Annotated in this window: 14 protein-coding genes and 1 tRNA gene; 9 read left to right on the forward strand and 6 right to left on the reverse strand. The window is 72.5% G+C overall.

Features of this window, described 5'->3' with window-relative positions:
* Nucleotides 1-33: 33 nt before the first annotated feature.
* Complete coding sequence (locus ABD371_RS00520) at nucleotides 34-2610, reverse strand: ABC transporter permease (RefSeq protein WP_344471385.1); 2577 nt, start codon at nucleotides 2608-2610, stop codon at nucleotides 34-36.
* A complete protein-coding gene (locus tag ABD371_RS00525) occupies nucleotides 2607-3395 on the reverse strand; it encodes an ABC transporter ATP-binding protein (protein WP_344471387.1) in 789 nt (262 codons plus the stop codon). The genes ABD371_RS00520 and ABD371_RS00525 overlap by 4 nt, the downstream gene beginning before the upstream one ends.
* A 365-nt stretch (nucleotides 3396-3760) precedes the next feature.
* Between ABD371_RS00525 and ABD371_RS00530 the strand changes: the two genes are divergently transcribed.
* A complete protein-coding gene (locus ABD371_RS00530) occupies nucleotides 3761-5506 on the forward strand; it encodes an MFS transporter (protein ID WP_465270043.1) in 1746 nt (581 codons plus the stop codon).
* 3 nt (nucleotides 5507-5509) lie between these two features.
* Here the strand turns inward: ABD371_RS00530 and ABD371_RS00535 are convergent, their stop codons facing one another.
* From ABD371_RS00535 to ABD371_RS00545, 3 genes are all read right to left on the reverse strand, one after another.
* Nucleotides 5510-6397, reverse strand: coding sequence for a coiled-coil domain-containing protein (locus ABD371_RS00535; protein WP_344471389.1), 888 nt, complete (start codon nucleotides 6395-6397; stop codon nucleotides 5510-5512).
* A gap of 187 nt (nucleotides 6398-6584) precedes the next feature.
* The gene (locus ABD371_RS00540; RefSeq protein ID WP_344471391.1) at nucleotides 6585-8975 is read right to left on the reverse strand and encodes an SUKH-4 family immunity protein; all 2391 of its coding nucleotides are present in this window, start codon (nucleotides 8973-8975) and stop codon (nucleotides 6585-6587) included.
* A 7-nt stretch (nucleotides 8976-8982) separates the two neighbouring features.
* A complete protein-coding gene (locus tag ABD371_RS00545; protein ID WP_344471393.1) occupies nucleotides 8983-10026 on the reverse strand; it encodes an SMI1/KNR4 family protein in 1044 nt (347 codons plus the stop codon).
* Between the two features lie 239 nt (nucleotides 10027-10265).
* Here ABD371_RS00545 and ABD371_RS00550 point away from each other — a divergent pair, with 239 nt between their 5' ends.
* On the forward strand, nucleotides 10266-10787 hold the full coding sequence (locus tag ABD371_RS00550; protein WP_344471395.1) for a YwqJ-related putative deaminase: 522 nt from the start codon (nucleotides 10266-10268) through the stop codon (nucleotides 10785-10787).
* Between the two features lie 10 nt (nucleotides 10788-10797).
* Nucleotides 10798-11292, forward strand: a complete 495-nt coding sequence (locus ABD371_RS00555; RefSeq protein WP_344472145.1) for an SUKH-3 domain-containing protein — start codon at nucleotides 10798-10800, stop codon at nucleotides 11290-11292.
* A gap of 162 nt (nucleotides 11293-11454) precedes the next feature.
* Here the strand turns inward: ABD371_RS00555 and ABD371_RS00560 are convergent, their stop codons facing one another.
* Nucleotides 11455-12774, reverse strand: a complete 1320-nt coding sequence (locus ABD371_RS00560; RefSeq protein WP_344471397.1) for a sensor histidine kinase — start codon at nucleotides 12772-12774, stop codon at nucleotides 11455-11457.
* Nucleotides 12775-12982: 208 nt separating this feature from the next.
* On the opposite strand from ABD371_RS00560, the gene ABD371_RS00565 reads away from it, so the two are divergent.
* The 6 genes from ABD371_RS00565 to ABD371_RS00590 all read left to right on the forward strand — a co-directional run bounded on the left by ABD371_RS00565 (nucleotide 12983) and on the right by ABD371_RS00590 (nucleotide 17738).
* Nucleotides 12983-13054 (forward strand) — tRNA-Gln (locus tag ABD371_RS00565).
* 110 nt (nucleotides 13055-13164) lie between these two features.
* Nucleotides 13165-14610 (forward strand): bifunctional UDP-N-acetylglucosamine diphosphorylase/glucosamine-1-phosphate N-acetyltransferase GlmU, encoded by a 1446-nt coding sequence (gene glmU / locus ABD371_RS00570; RefSeq protein ID WP_344471399.1) that lies wholly within the window; start codon nucleotides 13165-13167, stop codon nucleotides 14608-14610.
* Nucleotides 14611-14723: 113 nt separating this feature from the next.
* Complete coding sequence (locus tag ABD371_RS00575; protein ID WP_190122294.1) at nucleotides 14724-15701, forward strand: ribose-phosphate diphosphokinase; 978 nt, start codon at nucleotides 14724-14726, stop codon at nucleotides 15699-15701.
* A gap of 241 nt (nucleotides 15702-15942) precedes the next feature.
* Nucleotides 15943-16530 (forward strand): 50S ribosomal protein L25/general stress protein Ctc, encoded by a 588-nt coding sequence (locus ABD371_RS00580; protein ID WP_344471401.1) that lies wholly within the window; start codon nucleotides 15943-15945, stop codon nucleotides 16528-16530.
* Between the two features lie 88 nt (nucleotides 16531-16618).
* On the forward strand, nucleotides 16619-17218 hold the full coding sequence (gene pth, locus ABD371_RS00585; protein ID WP_344471403.1) for an aminoacyl-tRNA hydrolase: 600 nt from the start codon (nucleotides 16619-16621) through the stop codon (nucleotides 17216-17218).
* 64 nt (nucleotides 17219-17282) lie between these two features.
* On the forward strand, nucleotides 17283-17738 hold the full coding sequence (locus tag ABD371_RS00590) for a hypothetical protein (RefSeq protein ID WP_344471405.1): 456 nt from the start codon (nucleotides 17283-17285) through the stop codon (nucleotides 17736-17738).
* The last annotated feature ends 98 nt before the right edge of the window (nucleotides 17739-17836 follow it).

The raw sequence follows: 17836 nt of genomic DNA on the forward strand, positions 1-17836 counted from the left end.
GGAGCCGGAGCCTCCGTATCCCCTCGGCGGGGGCTATTCGGTGGCGATCGCGTTCAGGACGTTCATGCGGCCGGCGCGGAAGGCCGGGACGAGGGCGGCGAGGAGGCCGACGAAGGCGGAGGCGATGAAGACGGTGGCGATGGTGGGCCAGGGGATTTCGAGGAGTTTGAGGCCTTCGAGGGCGAGGAGCTGTTGGGCGGCGGTGCCCCAGCCGAGGCCGAGGGCGAGGCCGAGGAGGGCGCCGAAGAGGGCGATGACGACGGATTCGAGGCGGATCATGCGGCGGAGCTGGCGGCGGGAGAGGCCGATGGCGCGCATGAGGCCGATTTCGCGGGTGCGTTCGACGACGGAGAGGGCGAGGGTGTTCACGACGCCGAGGACGGCGACGATGATGGCGAGGGCGAGAAGGCCGTAGATGATGTTGAGGAGCTGGTCGATCTGCTCCTGGAGGCCTTCCTTGTAGTCGGTCTGGTCGCGGACCTTGTACTGGGGGTAGTCCGCGAGGGAGGCCTTGAGGGAGGCCTGGGCCTGCTCGGTCTGGCCGTCCTTCGCGGTGGCGAGAAGCATGTAGTCCCGGGGCATGTGCTCGGCGGGGATGTACTTCTCGGCGGTGGCGATGGAGATGTATTTGACGCCCTGGTCCATGGAGCCGCCGTCGGAGGTGATGGCGGTGACCTTGAGCCTGGCGGTGCGGCCCTTCTCGAAGGCGAGGGTGAGGGTGTCGCCGACCTCGACCTTGTGGCGGGTGGCGTAGTCCTCGCCGACGGATATGGAGTCGGCGCGGTAGGCGTCGGCCTGCTCGCCCTCGACCATCTCGCGGCGCAGATCACGCGCGTAGCTGGGGTCGGTGGCGACGATGCTCTCCAGGGCGGTGCTGCCGTCGCCGGTGCTGACCTTGGCGAGGACGTCGCGGGAGCGGGTGATGTGGTCGATGCCGTCGGCCTGGCGCAGGGCCTTCTCGGCCTGGGGCACGATCCGCTGTCCGCTGTCCGACTGGACGATGAAGTCCGCGCCGACGCTGCGGTCCAGCTCGTCGGTGGCGGAGGCGACCATGGACGCGCCGACGACGGAGAGGCAGGCGACCAGGGCGAGGCCGATCATGAGGGCGGCGCCGGTGGCTCCGGTGCGGCGGGGGTTGCGCAGGGCGTTGCGTTCGGCCATCCGGCCGACGGGACCGAACGCACGCAGCACGAGCGCGCCGAGTGCCCGGACGACGAAGCCGGCGAGCAGCGGGCCGATGACGATGAAGCCGAGGAGGCTCAGCAGCACTCCGACGCCCAGGTAGAGGGAGCCTTCGGCGGCCTTCTCGGTCTGGGAGGTGGCGAGCAGGGCGGCGGCTCCCGCGCCGGTCAGCAGGAGGCCGAGGGCGGCCCGTACCCAGCCGGGCTTTCCGTCGGCGGGGGTGCCGGCGTCGCGCAGGGCGGCCATCGGGGAGACCCGGCCGGCCCGGCGGGCGGGCACATAGGCGGCGAGGACGGTGACGACGACGCCGAGGGCGAGCCCGACGGCCGGGGTCGTCCACTTCACCGTCAGATCGTCGGTGGACAGCTCCATGCCGATGGAGCCCATGATCTTCATCAGTCCGACCGCGAGGCCGACGCCGGCCGCGACTCCGGTGAGGGAGCCGACGACGCCGAGGAAGAGGGCCTCGACCAGGACGGACCGGTTGACCTGCTTGCGGCTGGAGCCGATGGCCCGCATCAGGCCGATCTCGCGGGTGCGCTGGGCGACCAGCATGGAGAAGGTGTTGACGATGAGGAAGATGCCGACCAGGAAGGCGATCCCGGCGAAGCCGAGCATGGCGTACTTGAGGACGTCGAGGGACTTGCCGATCTCGTCGCGGCCCTCCTCGGTGGCCTCTTCGGCGGTCTTGATGGTGAGCTTGCCGCCGCCGAGCGCGTCGGCGACGTTCTTCTTGAGGGTCTCGTTGCTCACCCCGTCGGCGGCGGTGATCCCGAGATAGGAGAACCGGCCCTCGGCCCCGAGCAGCGCCCGCTGGGCGGTGGGGGTGTCGAGGTGGAAGATGGCCGCGCCGGGGTTGGTGACCTTGAAGGAGGCGATGCCGCTGATCCTGGTCCTGACGTCGCCGTTGGGAGTGATGGCGCGCAGTTCGTCGCCGAGCTCCAGCTTGTGCTTCTCGGCGGTGTCGGCGTCGACCATGATCTCGGTGGGGCCCCGGGGCGCGTTGCCCGAGGTGATCTCCATGGACTTGAGGTCGTTCTCCGTCCAGTTGCCCACGATGGTGGGCGGGCCGCCGGACGGGCCCACGTCCTTGTTGTCGGCGTTGACGACGGTGACGGCCATGCTGTTGACCGCGCCCTCGGCGAACTTCACGCCCTCGGCCGACTTGGCCTTCTCCAGGGCGGCGGCGGGCAGTGTCGCGGGCTTGCCGCTCCGCTCGGCCGCCTCGTCGCCGTCGCTCTCGGCGGGCCGGACGGTGACATCGGTCGCGGTGACGGCGAAGAGCTTGTCGAAGGTGGTGTTCATCGTGTCGGTGAAGACGAGCGTCCCGGACACGAAGGCCACGGACAGCAGCACCGCCACGGCCGAGAGGGCCATGCGGCCCTTGTGCGCGAAGAAGTTGCGCAGGGAGGTCTTGAAGACGGTCACGAGGTACGCCCCCGGGCGTCGAAGTCCTTCATGCGGTCGAGCACGGCCTCGGCGGTGGGACGGAACATCTCGTCCACGATCCGGCCGTCGGCGAGGTACAGGACGCGGTCCGCGTAGGAGGCGGCGACCGGGTCGTGGGTGACCATGACGATGGTCTGGCCCAGCTCGTCGACGGAGCGGCGGAGGAAGCCGAGCACCTCGGCCCCGGCGCGGGAGTCCAGGTTCCCGGTGGGCTCGTCGCCGAAGATGATCTCGGGCTGGGCGGCGAGCGCCCGGGCGACGGCGACGCGCTGCTGCTGGCCGCCGGAGAGCTGGGTCGGCCGGTGCTTGAGCCGCTCGGAGAGACCGACCGTCGACACGACGCGGTTGAGCCAGGCCGCGTCGGGCTTGCGGCCCGCGATGTCCATGGGGAGCGTGATGTTCTCCAGGGCGTTGAGCGTGGGCAGCAGATTGAACGCCTGGAAGATGAAGCCGACCCGGTCCCTGCGGAGCTGGGTGAGCTTCTTGTCCTTGAGCCCGGTTATCTCGGTGTCGTCCAGGTGGATGGTGCCGGAGGTGACGGTGTCGAGCCCGGCGAGGCAGTGCATCAGGGTGGACTTGCCGGAGCCGGAAGGCCCCATGATCGCGGTGAACTGCCCCCGGGTGATGTCGACGTCGACATGGTCGAGGGCCACGACCCGGGTCTCCCCCGCGCCGTACGCCTTGACGACCTGGCGTCCACGCGCGGCGACGGCCGTGCGCCCTCCGGTGTCCCCGTGCCGGGGAATGCTCACAGCCGTTGTCACGAGATGTCTCCTATTTTCGTTGCCTGTAAGGGTGTTGCCGCGTGCCACTCGAGTCTGCCGACGGGGGCGCTCCGGCGCGCTGGTGCCCGGCGCAGTCTTGAACCGGGGGTTTTCCCCACCCCCCGGTGGTGCGGCCCGTACCCCCGTACACCGCACAGGAACAACGTAAGGAGCCCGCCCCGCCCGGCACGTCGTCCCTCGGGACGAACGCGCCCCGGCCGTTCGCGGGGGGCGCCCCCTAGGGGCTGCGGGCTTCAGGAGGCGTCTTTCCTCGGGGTTCACGCCCTGCCGTCGCGCCGACCTCAAGTGAGAGGGTGTCCCCGGCAGGAATAGGTGCAGGGGGAAAGGGAATTGGCGTGGGGGAGATACCGAAGCTGTCCGTGCCCGGGCCGGCGGCCACCGGGGCGGCGGACGCGGACCGCTCGCGCAAGGCGGTGGTCGCCGCGCTGATGACGACGATGGCGCTGGCCTCGCTCGACGGCACGGTCGTGTCGACCGCCGTCCCGCAGATCGTCGGCGACCTCGGCGGCTTCTCCGTCTTCTCCTGGCTCTTCGCCGGCTATCTGCTCGCCGTCACCGTGACGCTGCCGGTGTACGGGAAGCTCTCCGACACCTTCGGGCGCAAGCCGGTCCTGATCGCCGGCATCGTCCTCTTCCTCATCGGCTCGCTGCTCTCCGCGCTCGCCTGGAACATGGCCTCGCTGATCGCGTTCCGGATCGTCCAGGGGCTGGGCGGCGGGGCGCTCCAGGGCACGGTCCAGACGATCGCGGCGGATCTGTATCCGCTGAAGGAGCGGCCGAAGATCCAGGCCCGGCTCTCCACCGTGTGGGCGGTGTCGGCGGTGGCCGGCCCGGCGGTCGGCGGGCTGCTCGCCACCTACGCCGACTGGCGCTGGATCTTTCTGATCAACCTTCCGGTGGGCGCGGTCGCGCTGTGGCTGATCACCCGCCATCTGCGGGAGCCCGGCCGCGACCGGGCGCGCGCCCGCGCGGCGGCGGCCCTCGCGAAGGAGAGTCGCGCACCCGCCGATAAGCCCTCCGGCACGGAGGTGATCCGCGCGGAGGGTACGAGGGGCCCCGGCGACAGCAGGGGCCCGGGCGGTACGAGCCGCCCCGGGGGTACGAGCCGCCCCGGCGGCACGACGGGGCCCCGCCGTCGTACGCACCGGTCCCGGGCCTCGCAGGCCTCCCAAGTCGACTGGCCCGGCGCGCTGACGATCTTCGGCGCGGGCGCGGCGCTGCTCACCGCGCTCGTCCAGGGCGGCATCGCCTGGCCCTGGTTCTCCGCGCCCTCGCTCGCGCTGCTGGGCGGCGGGGCCGTGCTGGCCGTGGCCGTCGTCCTCGTCGAACGGCGCGCCGCAGAACCGATTCTGCCCGGCTGGGTCTGGCGGCGGCCGGCCATCGCCTCGGTCAATCTGGCGCTCGGCGCGCTCGGGCTGCTGATGATCGCCCCGATGGTCTTCCTGCCGCTGTACGCCCAGTCGGTGCTGGGTCTGGGCCCGGTGGCGGCGGGGTTCGTGCTGTCGGTGATGACCCTCAGCTGGCCCATCACGGCGGCCCTCTCCAGCCGGGTGTCGGACCGGATCGGCGTCCGCCGGACCGCTGTGACCGGCATCTTTCTGGCCGCGCTCTGTCTGGCGGCCTTCCCGCTGCTCCCGCACCCCGCCGCCCCCTGGCAGCCGGCCCTGCTGATGCTGCTGCTGGGCGGGGCGCTGGGGATCTTCCAACTCCCGCTGATCGTCGGGGTCCAGGGAGCGGTCGGCTGGTCGGAGCGGGGCACGGCGACCGCGTCCATACTCTTCTACCGCCAGATCGGGCAGAGCGTCGGCGCGGCGCTCTTCGGCGCGGTGGCCAACGCGGTGCTGGCCTCCCGGCTGGGCGGCGCGGGGGACCTGGAGTCGGTCTCGCGCTCCCTGGAGGACCCGGCCTCCCTCACCGCCGAGGCCGCCGAACGGCTGCGGCTCGCGGTGGACGCGGCGGTCGACCATGTCTATGCCGGGGCGGCGGCCGCCGCCGTCGCCGCCCTTCTCGTCCTGCTGTTCATGGCCCCGCGCCACTTCCCGGTGGCGGCCGACGAGCCGGATCCGGACCCGGCCCCCCGGCCCGCCTGAGCGCTACTCCCCGGCGGGGGCCCGGCCGGTCAGAGCGGCGAGGCTGTCGCTGATGTGGGCCATGTGCGCGTTCATCTCGTCCCGCGCCTCCTCGTGCTCGCGCAGCAGCCGTTCCGTCTCACGGACCGTGCGCTCCTCGCTCATCCGCGCCTGGGCGAGCAGCTCCGCCGCCCGGGCCTCCGCGTCCTCCTGGCCGTGGCGGGCCTGCTCGCGCGCCTCGGAGAGCGCGCGTGCGGCCTCCTCGACGGCCGTCTCTGCGAGGGTGGTCAGCTCGGCGTGGCGGATGTCCAGCTCCGCCTCACGGGCGGCCAGCTCGCGCTCCTGCGACTCCCAGCGCTCGGCCTGCCCCGACTCCAGATCGGCGAGCAGCCCCTCCGCCCGCAGCCGGGTCTCCTGCCACACGGAGAGCGCGTCGGCGCGCCGGACCTCCGCCTCGGAGCGGGCCTGGCCGAGCCGTTCGGCCGCCGCCTCCCCGGCCGTCCCGAGGATCTCCTCCGCGCGCGCGTCGGCGGCGGCCCGGACCCCGTCGGCCTCCTCGCGCGCCGCGTCCCGCAGCCGCCGGCCGTCCTCCTTGGCCGCCTCCAGCGCCGCCAGCGCGTCCCCGCGCGCCGCCGACCGGACCTCGGACGCCTCGTCCTCCGTCAGCGCCAGCAGCTCCCTGGCCCGATCGCTCAGCAACTCGTAGGTCTGCGGCCTCAGCGCGCCGACCACCTCGCGGAGCCGGGCCGCCTCCGCCTCCATCTCCTTGGCGAGCACGGTCAGCCGGGCGGCCCTCTCCCAGGCGTCGTCGCGGTCCTTGGAGACGGCGCTGACATGGGCGTCGGCCGTCTCCATGCGGTAGCCGCGGCGTACGACGGCGAAGCCGTGAGGCGATACCGATTCAGCGCTCATCCTTGGAGTCCCTTTCCAGATCCACAACGATGCATTACGCGATTGTGCTCATATCCTTCCGGATACAAAACAAACGCTCATAACGCGACACTGTGGCATCAGGCAAAAGAAGAAAGCGAACGGGGCGTCCGGTCCACCGTGGTCGTGGACCGGACGCCCCGTGGCGTGTCCGAGGCGGGGCGGCGGGCTACAGCAGGCCGTCCCACATCTGTTCCAGCAGCACAGACCACCAGTTGTCCGGCGAGGACAGCGCCGCCGGGTCCAGCGCCGCCAGCTGCGCCTGGAAGTCGACGGTCCAGCGACCGGCCTGCTCGGGGTTGAGGCCGTAGCGGAACCGCCACATCCGGCCGAGCAGCGCCATGCAGCGCACAAACTCCGGCAGCCCGCTGTTCACGAACTGCGGCGGGGTGGGACGCCCGCCGGGAGCGGCCTCCACCGGCACCGCGACGATGTGCGCGGTCCCGTACTGCACACAGATGGCCCGGCCGAAGTCATTGCCCACGACCAGGTACGAACCCGCGTCGATGGCGGCCTGGACCTGCCGCTGAGCCGCCAGCTCGGCCAGCGTCGGCACCACCGGATGGGCCGGCTGCGCCCAGAAGAAGGGGTTGAAGTCGGCCGGCAGCCCCGCCCACACCAGCGTCGCCGCGACGGTGTCCGGCACCCCCTGACGGGACACGGCCCGCTGGTCGAACCGGAGGATCCCCTGCGGCCCGAACGCCGACACCAGCTCCTGCGCCACCGCCTGCGGCGGGACCGGCGGAGCCTGCTGGACCTGCGGCAGCGGCGCGCGCACCGGGGCGGGGCGCGCCGGGCCGTCGGCGACCTGATGCAATTCACCCTGGTGGGTGATGAGTTGACGCATGCCCTGTTGCCGGCTCGTGTGGTCCGTGCCGTACGGGGCGATGCTGGTGATCCGCGCCTGGGGCCAGGTCTCGCCGATCATGCGGGCGCAGTAGCCGCCGGGCAGCAGACAGGACTCCAGTTCGGTGTGGAGTTCCAGCACCTGCTGCGGCGGCACGTTCATCGCGCGCAGCTCGTGCAGGATCTGCCACTCCGGGTGCGGGGTGCCGGGCGCGGATCTGCGGATGATCTGCGCCTCCGAGCCGTCGGGCGCGCGATAGCGCAGCACGGCCTGGTAGCCGGGGCCGACGGTCGGCACCCCGGGCTGCGGATAGCCGTACGAGGGGGGCATGCCGCCCTGCGACGGCGGCGGCGGCGGCACGGCTCCGGGCACCGGGCCCGGCGGGCCGGGGCGGGGCGGGACCACGGGTCCGCCGGGGCCCGGCCGGACGGGGTCGGCGAAGACCGTCGCCGCCTGGTGCACCCCGCCCGCAGGCGGCGGCCCCGGGGGCGAGGGCGGGGCCGGGGGCGCTCCGGGCGGCTCCGGCGGCGGGCCCGGCGGCCGTCCGGGCTCGGCGGGCAGCTGAGGGCTCAGCTGGGTCGGCTGGTATCCGGCGGCGGGCGCGCCGGGGGCCTCGGGGCCGCTCGGCGGCGGGGTCGCCCCCGGGCGGGCGGGGGGCGCGCCGGGCCCGCCCGGCGGCGGCCCGGGCGGCGGCGGGGTCGTCGGGCCGCCGCGCCGGGGCCGCTGGGCCCTGCTGGTCGCCGCCTCGGCTATGTCGGCCGCCCCGCCGGGGGCGGTCCCGGGCACCGTCTCCTTGAGCGTCGGACGGACCGCCGTGGGCGGCAGTTGACTGCCGCCGGGCATCAGCGCGGTCGGGACGTCCGCGTCCACCGCCGGCTCGGACGGATCGCCGTCGCCCCGGCCGGGCACGGGCGGGGAGAACACGGTGTCCGGCAGGGGTACGGAGACGTCGTCCGCCGCCGCCTCGCTGGTGTCCGTCCAGGACGTCTCCGCACCGGTACGGGGTCCTCCGCCGGGGGCTCCGGAGCCGTCGTCGCCCTCGGCCGGAACCGGAACGGAACCAGAAGTCGCGGACGCGTCAGGCGTCTCGGGGACATCGGGCACCTCGGGCACATCAGGAACAGGCGCAACGGGCGCGTCGGGAACGGGCACACCCGCCGCCGGCGACGGCAGCTCGGCACCCGGGGATCCGGAACCGGAAGAGGCCGGCAGCCCCGCCCCCAGGGAGTCGGACCAGGCCGAGTCGCCGCCGCGCGAGCCGCCGCCCGCCTGGGAGGCGTTGCGCGTCGGCCCGGCCAGCGGCCAGTCGTCCTCCTGCGGCTTGGCCGCCTTCTCGCGTCCGGGCCGGTTCGCCGCCTCCTGGAGCCACTCGGGCGGGGTCAGCAGGAACGACGTCTGATTCTGGTCGATCCGCTGCGGCGGCTCGGCCGGGGCCGCACCCGCCGGGGCGGCCGGAGCGCCGTACTCCTCCTCGTACCGCCTGATCACCTCGCCCACCGGCAGCCCGGGCCACAGCGAGGCCTCGCCGCTGTCCCGTGCTATCACCAGGCGCTGTTCACCGCCGTCCGAGCGGACCCCGCTCTCGCGGTCCTCCGCCCAGACGACGAAGCCGAGGCCGAACTCCCGTACCCGCACCTCGCGGTGCTGATACGGGGGAACGTCGCCGTTGACCCACTCTTCCGCGCGCTCCTGCGCCTGCGCGAAGGTCACCATTGGAGCGTCACTCCTCGCCAGAGACCGGGACGGCGCGCGCGAAGCCGCCGTCCACCATCAGATTCGCCACGGTCTCCAGCTCCGGCGGATTGCCCGCCAGCCGCCGGAGGAAGCCGTCGAAGTCGTCGCCGCACGGCAGCAGCAGCTGATCCACGCGCTGCTGCACATGGAGACCGTCGCGGTCGCGCGCGTCGTCGTAGGCGCAGAACCAGACCGAGCCGATCGCCGCGCCCCTCGCCTTGACCGCCAGGATGCCGCCCTGGACGAACGCGACGCCCAGGTAGTCCTTGGTCAGATGGTCGCGCAGGCACTTGTTGACGTACACCAGATCATTGACGGCCGCCTCGTCGCGGATCGTCAGGAACGGCTGGTCCACCAGCAGCCCCAGCTCCGCGTCGAGCGCCGCGCCGACGGGGGCGCAGCCGCCCGCCGCCTTGAGGAAGGAGCGGTACGCGCCGGGCAGCCGGTAGCCCAACTCCTCCTCCGCGCCGAGCAGCTGCTGCTCGGTGACGGAGAGCGCGCCCTTGGGGAGCCCGAAGTGGACGGGCCGGATCTCCTGGAGCGGGCGGGTGCCGCGCTTGTCGTGGTCGACCTCGGTGGTGGCGAGGCCCGCGTGGTGCCGGAGCAGCGCCTTCACCTCGACCGGGACCAGTTCGAGCCGGCGGGTGCCGCGCACATGGTGCCAGGTCCAGCCGTGCGGGGTGGCGACGGCCGGGATGGTGTCCCACAGCTCGTGCCCGGCGGCGTGCAGCGCCGCGTTGGCCGACACATAGTCGGTGAGGCGCAGTTCGTCGACGCCGAAGCCGGCCGGGGGCTCGGCGATCTCGGCGGCGGCCCGGGCGTACGGCGAGAAGTCCGGGTGGCCGTCGGCGTCCACGCGGACGCCCCGGGGGTGGCGGGAGGCCCGTACCGGGTCCGGGAAGTGCACGGTCTGACCGGCGTAGGCCGCGTTGGGCGGTTTCACGGGTCCGTCCGGCGATATGGGATGTCCCCCGGATCCCGGGGACCGGGGACCGGGAGGCGTCCCCAGGCCTTGCCGATCTGTCGTCATGGCGATCCGCCCCCTGCTGGCTACTGACTGTCCGGGACAGCCTAAGCGGTGGGGCCCCTGGGAGCGCGGGTCATGGGCCGTCCCCGGGCGGGCCCGGCCCGGCGGTCACCAACTGTCACAAACGGGTGACCGAACGCCGACGGCGCGACACGTTTCAGTGACCCAGCTACCGCACACTGCGTCGCATTTGGCAGGCTGTTCATTCACTTCGGGGGAGTGCGGGGAGGGACAAAAGCACCATGCACACAGCGCAAGCAGGTACTCCGGCCACGACGGGTGATCCTCGTCTCAGCTGGAGGGGCGGCGAGGAGGCCGGTCCGCCCACGCTCAGCCACCGGCGGGACGGCATCCTGCCGGCGATCGCGGCGGCGCTCTCCGTACGCGGCGAGACGCTCAAGTCGACCGCCGGGAAGGGGGACCGGGCACCGGTGCTCCACCCTCTCGTACAGGACTTCCTGGACCGGCTCGGCAGCGGCCGGCGGGAGCGTTTCACCGGGCGGTGCCCGGAGGCGATCCTGCTGTCCCGCCATCTCACGGCGGCGGAGGCGGGCCGCTCCAAACGGGCGCGGCGCAAGCCGCTGGCCCTCAGCGAGGCGAAGCGCGCGCTGCGGCAGTCGAAGCTGACGGCGCGCAGAATCCGTGAGGACGGTGACCCGCTGCACGGCAGTTACGCACCGCCCTGCCGTTCCTGTACGGCGATGCTCGACCACTTCGGGGTCCGCGCAGTGGACCCGGCCGCGACGGACCTCACGAATGGCTGAACCAGCAGCGATGCCCGAAAACCTCAGCACCACCCGGTTCCCGGTCGCCGTCGACGCGGCGCTTCAGGAGGCGGGGTGGCGGCCCGGCCGCTGGGACATCAAGCTCGCCGAGCACTGGGCCGACACCCTCCGCGCCTTCGAGTCGCCCGCCGGGCACCGGCACGCGGTCTTCCCGGCGGCGGTGGAGGCCTGGGCCGAGTTCGGGGGGCTGCGGATCGTCGCGCTGGGGCCGGGCCGGCAGACGGCTCCCCCGGTGGTGCGGGTGGATCCGCTGGCGGGGCTGCATCTGGCGAGGACGCTGGCGGATCTGGGGAGGGCGCTGGGGACGGAGGTGGCTCCGCTGGGGGTGGAGGGGGAGGATCAGGCGGTGCTGGCGGTGGACGCCGAGGGGCGTGTCTACAGCATCGACCACACCGGCGACTGGTACCTCGGCCCCGACATCGACCACGCCCTCACCACCCTCGTCACGGGCCTCCAGCCCGTCCGGCTGACCACGGGGGCCTGAGCACAAAGGGTTGAGCCGGCTCCCAGCTCGTTCGGGACTGGTGCCGGACCAGGACAAGGGGTCCAGTCCAGCCCGTTGGGGGCACCCCCTCCCGGGCGAAGCCCAGGGGAGCTTGGGGACGGACCCCCAGCCCACACGGACCCGCGCCCCGCAGGGCCTCCCCTACCCCGTGGGAAGCACCGCCGAGACGCGGAAGCCGCCCGTGTCGGTGGGGCCGGAGACGAAGACGCCGCCGAGGGCGAGGACGCGTTCGCGCATGCCGAGGAGGCCGTTGCCGCCGCTGGGGAGGGCGGGGGAGGCGGGGTCGGGCCGGCCGGGGGCGCAGTTTTCGACCTGCATGGCGACTTCGGCGTCGCGGTGGGCGAGGCGGATGGTGACTTTGGCGCCGGCGGCGTGTTTGTGGACGTTGGTGAGGGCTTCCTGGACGACGCGGTAGGCGGTCTGCTCGACCTCGGGGGCGTACGCGCGGGGGTCGCCCTGGACGGCCAGCTCGACGACCATGCCGGTCTGGCGGGACTGCCCGACGAGGTCCTCCACATCGGCTATGCAGGGCCCCGCCCCGCCTCCCCCGTCCCCGCCCCGGGCGGCGGCAGCGGCGGCGGCGGCCCCGACGGAGGCGAGCGGGACGGGCGCGCCGGTGCGGCGCTCGCCGTCGCCGGTGCGCAGGACGCCGAGCATCTCGCGGAGCTCGGTGAGGGCCTGGCGGCCCATGTCGCCGACGAGCGCGGCGTTCTTGACGGCCTTCTGGGGGTCCTTGGGCGCGACCGCCTGGAGCGCCGCCGCGTGGACGACCATGAGGCTCACCCGGTGGGCGACCACGTCGTGCATCTCGCGGGCGATACGGGTGCGTTCCTCGGTGCGCGCCCACTGGGCGCGCTGCTCGGCGCGGTCGGCGAGCAGCAGCAGCTCCTGCTCCAGGCTGTCGGCGCGCTCGCGCAGGCTCTCCATGAGCCGGCGGCGGGCCCCGATGTAGAGGCCGAAGAGGACGGGCGGGAGGACGACGCCGACCGCGATGAAGCTGGCCATGAGCGGTACGTACCAGTCGCCGGGCTCGGCGAGGTCGGAGGCCCGGACGTCCTGGCCGACCCGCACGAAGCTCACGATGAGGGTGGCGGTCAGCGACATCCCGGCGAGGGTGGCGATGATCCGGCGCGGCACGTCGGAGGCGGCGAGCGAGTAGAGGCCGACGAGGCCCATGAGGTAGCCCATCTCGGCGGGCGTGACCGCCACCGAGACGAGGACGACGGCGATCGGCCAGCGCCGCCGTACGACAAGGACGGACCCCGCGAAGAGTCCGAACAGCACTCCGAGCGGAACGGGCGTCGCGGTCTCGTCCGCGAACCACGCACCCTCGGCAGCGCACTCCAAGGCGGAGAACAGCGCGAGTCCCACGTCCAGCGCGGCACTGCGTCGGCGTCCCCACCACAGCCAGGCCCGGGTGGTCGAACCCGTGGCCTCCCGGTGTGCCCCCGTTGTGGTCATGCGTCTCAGCCTACGGGCGGGCGCGAGTGGTTTTCCCGGTCGCCGCCCGGTCGCCGCCCGCCCGCCGGGGCGGTGTCCCGGGGAGCGCGGGGAAGGCCGCGGGGAAAGACCATGGACAAGTACCGTCGCGAGAGAGGCGGGTGGTACGGCATAGTGTGGGTTGCTGGTCGGAGAGCCAGGTCACCACGACCGGCCCGTCGGCCCGCTGTCCCCCGTGGTGTAATCGGCAGCACAGTGGCTTTTGGTGCCATTTGTCCGGGTTCGAGTCCTGGCGGGGGAGCCCTCGCCCCTCGGCAGTCCTGCCCGGATGCCCGGCCCGCCCTTTATTTCCTCCGGTAAGCACCCCGGTATCCTTCGGATGTCCACCACCCGAAGCCGAAGGGCATTCCCGTGAGCGCCAACCGCCCGGCAGCCGTCGTCGTCCTCGCAGCGGGTGAGGGCACCCGTATGAAGTCGAGGACCCCCAAGGTTCTGCACGACATCTGCGGGCGTTCGCTCGTCGGACATGTCGTGTCAGCCGCCCGTGAGCTGGACCCCCGGCATCTGGTCGTCGTCGTCGGGCACGCGGGCGACCAGGTCACGGCCCATCTCGCCGAGCGTCACCCCGGGATCCGCACCGCCCACCAGGCCGAGCAGCGCGGCACCGGACACGCCGTCCGGACCGCCCTCACGGCGCTGGACGAGGACCTCTCGGGCACCGTCGTCGTCGTCTGCGGAGACACCCCGCTGCTCTCCGGCGACGCCCTCACCGCGCTCGCCGCCACGCACAACGCCGACGGCAACGCTGTCACGGTGCTGACCGCCGAGGTCCCCGACGCCACCGGCTACGGCCGGATCGTGCGGGACGGCGGCGGGGCCGTCACCGCGATCGTCGAGCACAAGGACGCCACCCCCGCGCAGCACGCCATCCGGGAGATCAACTCCGGGGTCTTCGCCTTCGACGGAGAGCTGCTCACCGAGGCCCTCGGCAAGGTGCGCACCGACAACAGCCAGGGCGAGGAGTACCTCACCGACGTCCTGGGGATACTGCGTGAGGCCGGTCACCGGGTCGGCGCTTCCGTGGCCGGCGACCACCGTGAGATCCTGGGCATCAACAACCGCGTACAGCTCGCGGAGGCCCGCAGACTGCTCAACGAGCGACTCCTGGAGCAGGCCATGCTCGCCGGGGTCACCGTCGTCGACCCGGCGTCGGTCCTGATCGACGTCACCGTCACTTTCGAGCCCGATGCCATCGTCCACCCCGGCACCCAGCTCCTGGGCGCCACCCACCTCGGCGAGGGCGCCGAGGTCGGCCCCAACACCCGTCTGAAGGACACCACCGTGGGCGACGGCGCCCGCGTGGACAACTCGGTCGCCGAGTCCGCCGAAGTCGGCGACGGAGCCTCCGTCGGCCCGTACGCCTATCTCCGTCCCGGCACCCGCCTCGGCAGGAAGGCCAAGGCGGGGACCTATGTCGAGATGAAGAACGCCACGATCGGCGAGGGCTCCAAGGTCCCCCATCTGTCGTACGTGGGGGACGCGACGGTCGGCGACCACACGAACATCGGCGCGGCCAGCGTGTTCGTGAACTACGACGGAGAGGTCAAGCACCACACGGTGATCGGCTCCCACTGCCGGACCGGAGCGGACAACATGTTTGTGGCACCGGTCACGGTCGGGGACGGCGTCTACACCGCCGCCGGCTCCGTCATCACCAAGGACGTACCGGCCGGTTCACTCGCCGTGGCCCGGGGCCAGCAGCGGAATATCGAGGGCTGGGTCGCCCGGAAGCGGCCCGGCAGCGCCGCCGCGCAGGCCGCCGAAGCGGTATCCGAACGGGCCACCGGAGAGAACTGACCGGAAACAGGTATGCCGAACTCGGCGTACCGTGATACATGCACACAAATTCGGCTGGCTCGCGTCCCCATCACCCGCGCGGCCAGAGAACACCCCTCTGAGGAGACAGTGCTGTGACCGGGATCAAGACGACCGGCGAGAAGAAGCTGATGCTCTTCTCCGGCCGCGCCCACCCCGAGCTGGCCGAGGAAGTCGCACATCAACTGGGCGTCACCCTGGTGCCGACCAAGGCCTTCGACTTCGCGAACGGCGAGATCTACGTCCGTTTCCAGGAGTCCGCCCGCGGCGCCGACTGCTTCCTGATGCAGAGCCACACGGCTCCCATCAATAAGTGGATCATGGAGCAGCTGATCATGATCGACGCTCTGAAGCGGGCCTCCGCCCGGAGCATCACCGTGATCGTGCCGTTCTACGGGTACGCCCGCCAGGACAAGAAGCACCGCGGTCGCGAGCCCATCTCCGCCCGCCTCGTCGCCGATCTGATGAAGACGGCCGGCGCGGACCGGATCCTCACCGTGGACCTCCACACCGACCAGATCCAGGGCTTCTTCGACGGCCCGGTCGACCACCTCTTCGCGCTGCCGATCCTCGCGGACTACGTCGCCGCGAAGGTCGACCGGAGCAAGCTCACCGTCGTCTCCCCGGACGCCGGCCGTGTGCGCGTCGCCGACCGCTGGTGCGACCGCCTGGGCGCGCCGCTGGCCATCGTCCACAAGCGCCGGGACAAGGACGTCGCCAACCAGGTGACCGTCCACGAGGTCGTCGGCAATGTCGAGGGCCGGATCTGTGTCCTGGTCGACGACATGATCGACACCGGTGGCACCATCTGCGCCGCCGCCGACGCCCTCTTCGCCAACGGCGCGGAGGACGTGATCGTGACGGCCACCCACGGAGTCCTCTCCGGCCCGGCCGCCGACCGCCTGAAAAACTCGAAGGTCAGCGAGTTCGTCCTGACGAACACCCTGCCGACCCCGAGCGAGCTGGAGCTCGACAAGATCACGGTGCTCTCGATGGCCCCGACGATCGCCCGCGCGGTGCGCGAGGTCTTCGAGGACGGCTCGGTCACCAGCCTCTTCGACGAGCAGTTCTGATCCACGTGCCGAAGGGCCGTGTCCCCCGCCCGGGGGCACGGCCCTTCGGCCTGTCCGGGGCGGGCGTCCGTGATCGATTGGGTGCGCGGGGGCGGGCCCGGCTAGACTGTCCGGGTTGCTCGGCGAGGGAGGTCGCACATCAGGTGCGGCGGTCCGTTATCGACGCGCTCTTCGCAGCAGGCGTAGCAGGCCATTCATGGCCGGGTGACCATCAGATCCGTCTGTCTTACGAGGAGTGCACATGTCCGAGGTAAAGCTCGCCGCAGAGGTCCGCAGCGATTTCGGCAAGGGCGCGTCCCGCCGTGTCCGCCGTGACAACAAGGTCCCCGGCGTTCTCTACGGCCACGGTGGCACCCCCGTCCACGTGATCCTGCCGGGCCACGAGCTGCTGCTCGCGCTCCGCACCCCGAACGTGCTGATCGCCCTGGACGTCGAGGGTCGCACCGAGCTGGCCATCCCGAAGGCCGTCCAGCGTGACGCCATCCGCGGCAGCCTGGTCCACGTCGACCTGCTGGTCGTCAAGCGCGGCGAGAAGGTCACCGTCGAGATCCCCGTCCACACCGAGGGCGAGCTGGCCCCGGGCAGCTTCCTGCTCGAGCACGTGCTGAACACGCTGCCGGTCGAGGCCGAGGCCACCCACATCCCCGAGGCCGTCACGGTCTCCATCGCGGGCCTCGAGGCCGGCGCGTCCATCCTCGCCAAGGACATCCCGCTGCCCGCGGGCTCCACCCTGGCCATCGACGAGGACGCCGTCGTCCTCCAGGTCCTGGCCGCCCAGGCCGAGGAGCCGGCCGCCGACTCCGAGGGCACCGAGGGCTCCGAGGCCTGATCCTCGCCCGCTGGAACCTTCTCTTCGGCCGCCGCCCGACACCACACCGTGTCGGGCGGCGGCCGAGTGTCCGGATGGAGACGCTCCGATGACCACCACCGACGTGAACGCCCCCTGGCTGATCGTGGGCCTCGGCAACCCCGGCCCCGACTACGCGGCGAACCGGCACAATGTCGGCTTCATGGTCGCCGACCTGCTCGCGGACCGCGTCGGCGGTACGTTCAAGCGCGCCCCGAAGGCCCAGGCCCAGGTGGTGGAGGCGCGGATCGGCCCGCCCGGACCGGCGAGCCGCCGGGTGGTGCTGGTGAAGCCCATGTCGTACATGAACCTCTCCGGCGGTCCCGTCACCGCGCTGCGGGACTTCTACAAGGTCCCCACCGCGAACATCGTGGCGGTCCACGACGAGCTGGACATCGACTACGGCACCCTGCGGCTGAAGCTCGGCGGCGGGGACAACGGGCACAACGGCCTCAAGTCGATGACCAAGTCCATGGGCCCCGACTACCACCGGGTGCGGTTCGGCATCGGCCGCCCGCCCGGCCGGATGCAGGTCGCGGATTTCGTCCTGAAGGACTTCTCCTCGACCGAGCGCAAAGAGCTGGACTACTGCGTGGACCGCGCCGCCGACGCGGTGGAGGCCCTGATCTCCGAGGGCCTGGAGCGGGCCCAGGGCACGTACAACTCCTGACAACCGAGGCAAGTCCCCGCGACGGGTTGACCGGGCGCACCCCGATGCCCAAGGATCGCGCCCCATGAGTCGCATGCTCCTCCACAGCCGCCGCGCTGCCATGAGTCTGGTCGCGCTGCTGCTGCTGGTCGCGGGCGGCTGGGCCTCGTGGGGCACCGCCCAGCACGTCATGCTCGCGAAGGGCCGTGAGCACGGCACCATCACCGTCGACGGCTGCGGCGAGGAGACCTGCTCGGGCCGGTTCGCCCCGGACTCCGCGGCGGCCTCCCGCCCCGGGCTGACCATCGGCAAGTCGGTCGCCGTGAAGAAGGGCGCGAAGCTCTCCGTCGTGGTGAAACCCGGCACCGACGAGGTCGTGCGCCGGGGCGCCGGCGGGATCTTCCACGCCTGGCTGCCGCTGGGCGGCGCGCTGCTGCTCGCGGCGGTGATCATCGGCGGCGGGGTGGGGCTGCCGAGAGTCGCGTGGACGAGCGCCGGGATCGGCGGCGTGGTCCTGGTGGGCACCTTCGTCACCCTCTGAGCCCCGAGTGCCCCGTACCCCCGTACACGCCACTGCCCGGCGCTCACACACGCGTGAGCACCGGGCAGGGACGGCAGAACAGGGCCGCGCGTAAGGGC

Origin of the sequence: Streptomyces amakusaensis, from assembly GCF_039532665.1 — a bacterium.
Taxonomy (GTDB): domain Bacteria; phylum Actinomycetota; class Actinomycetes; order Streptomycetales; family Streptomycetaceae; genus Streptomyces; species Streptomyces amakusaensis.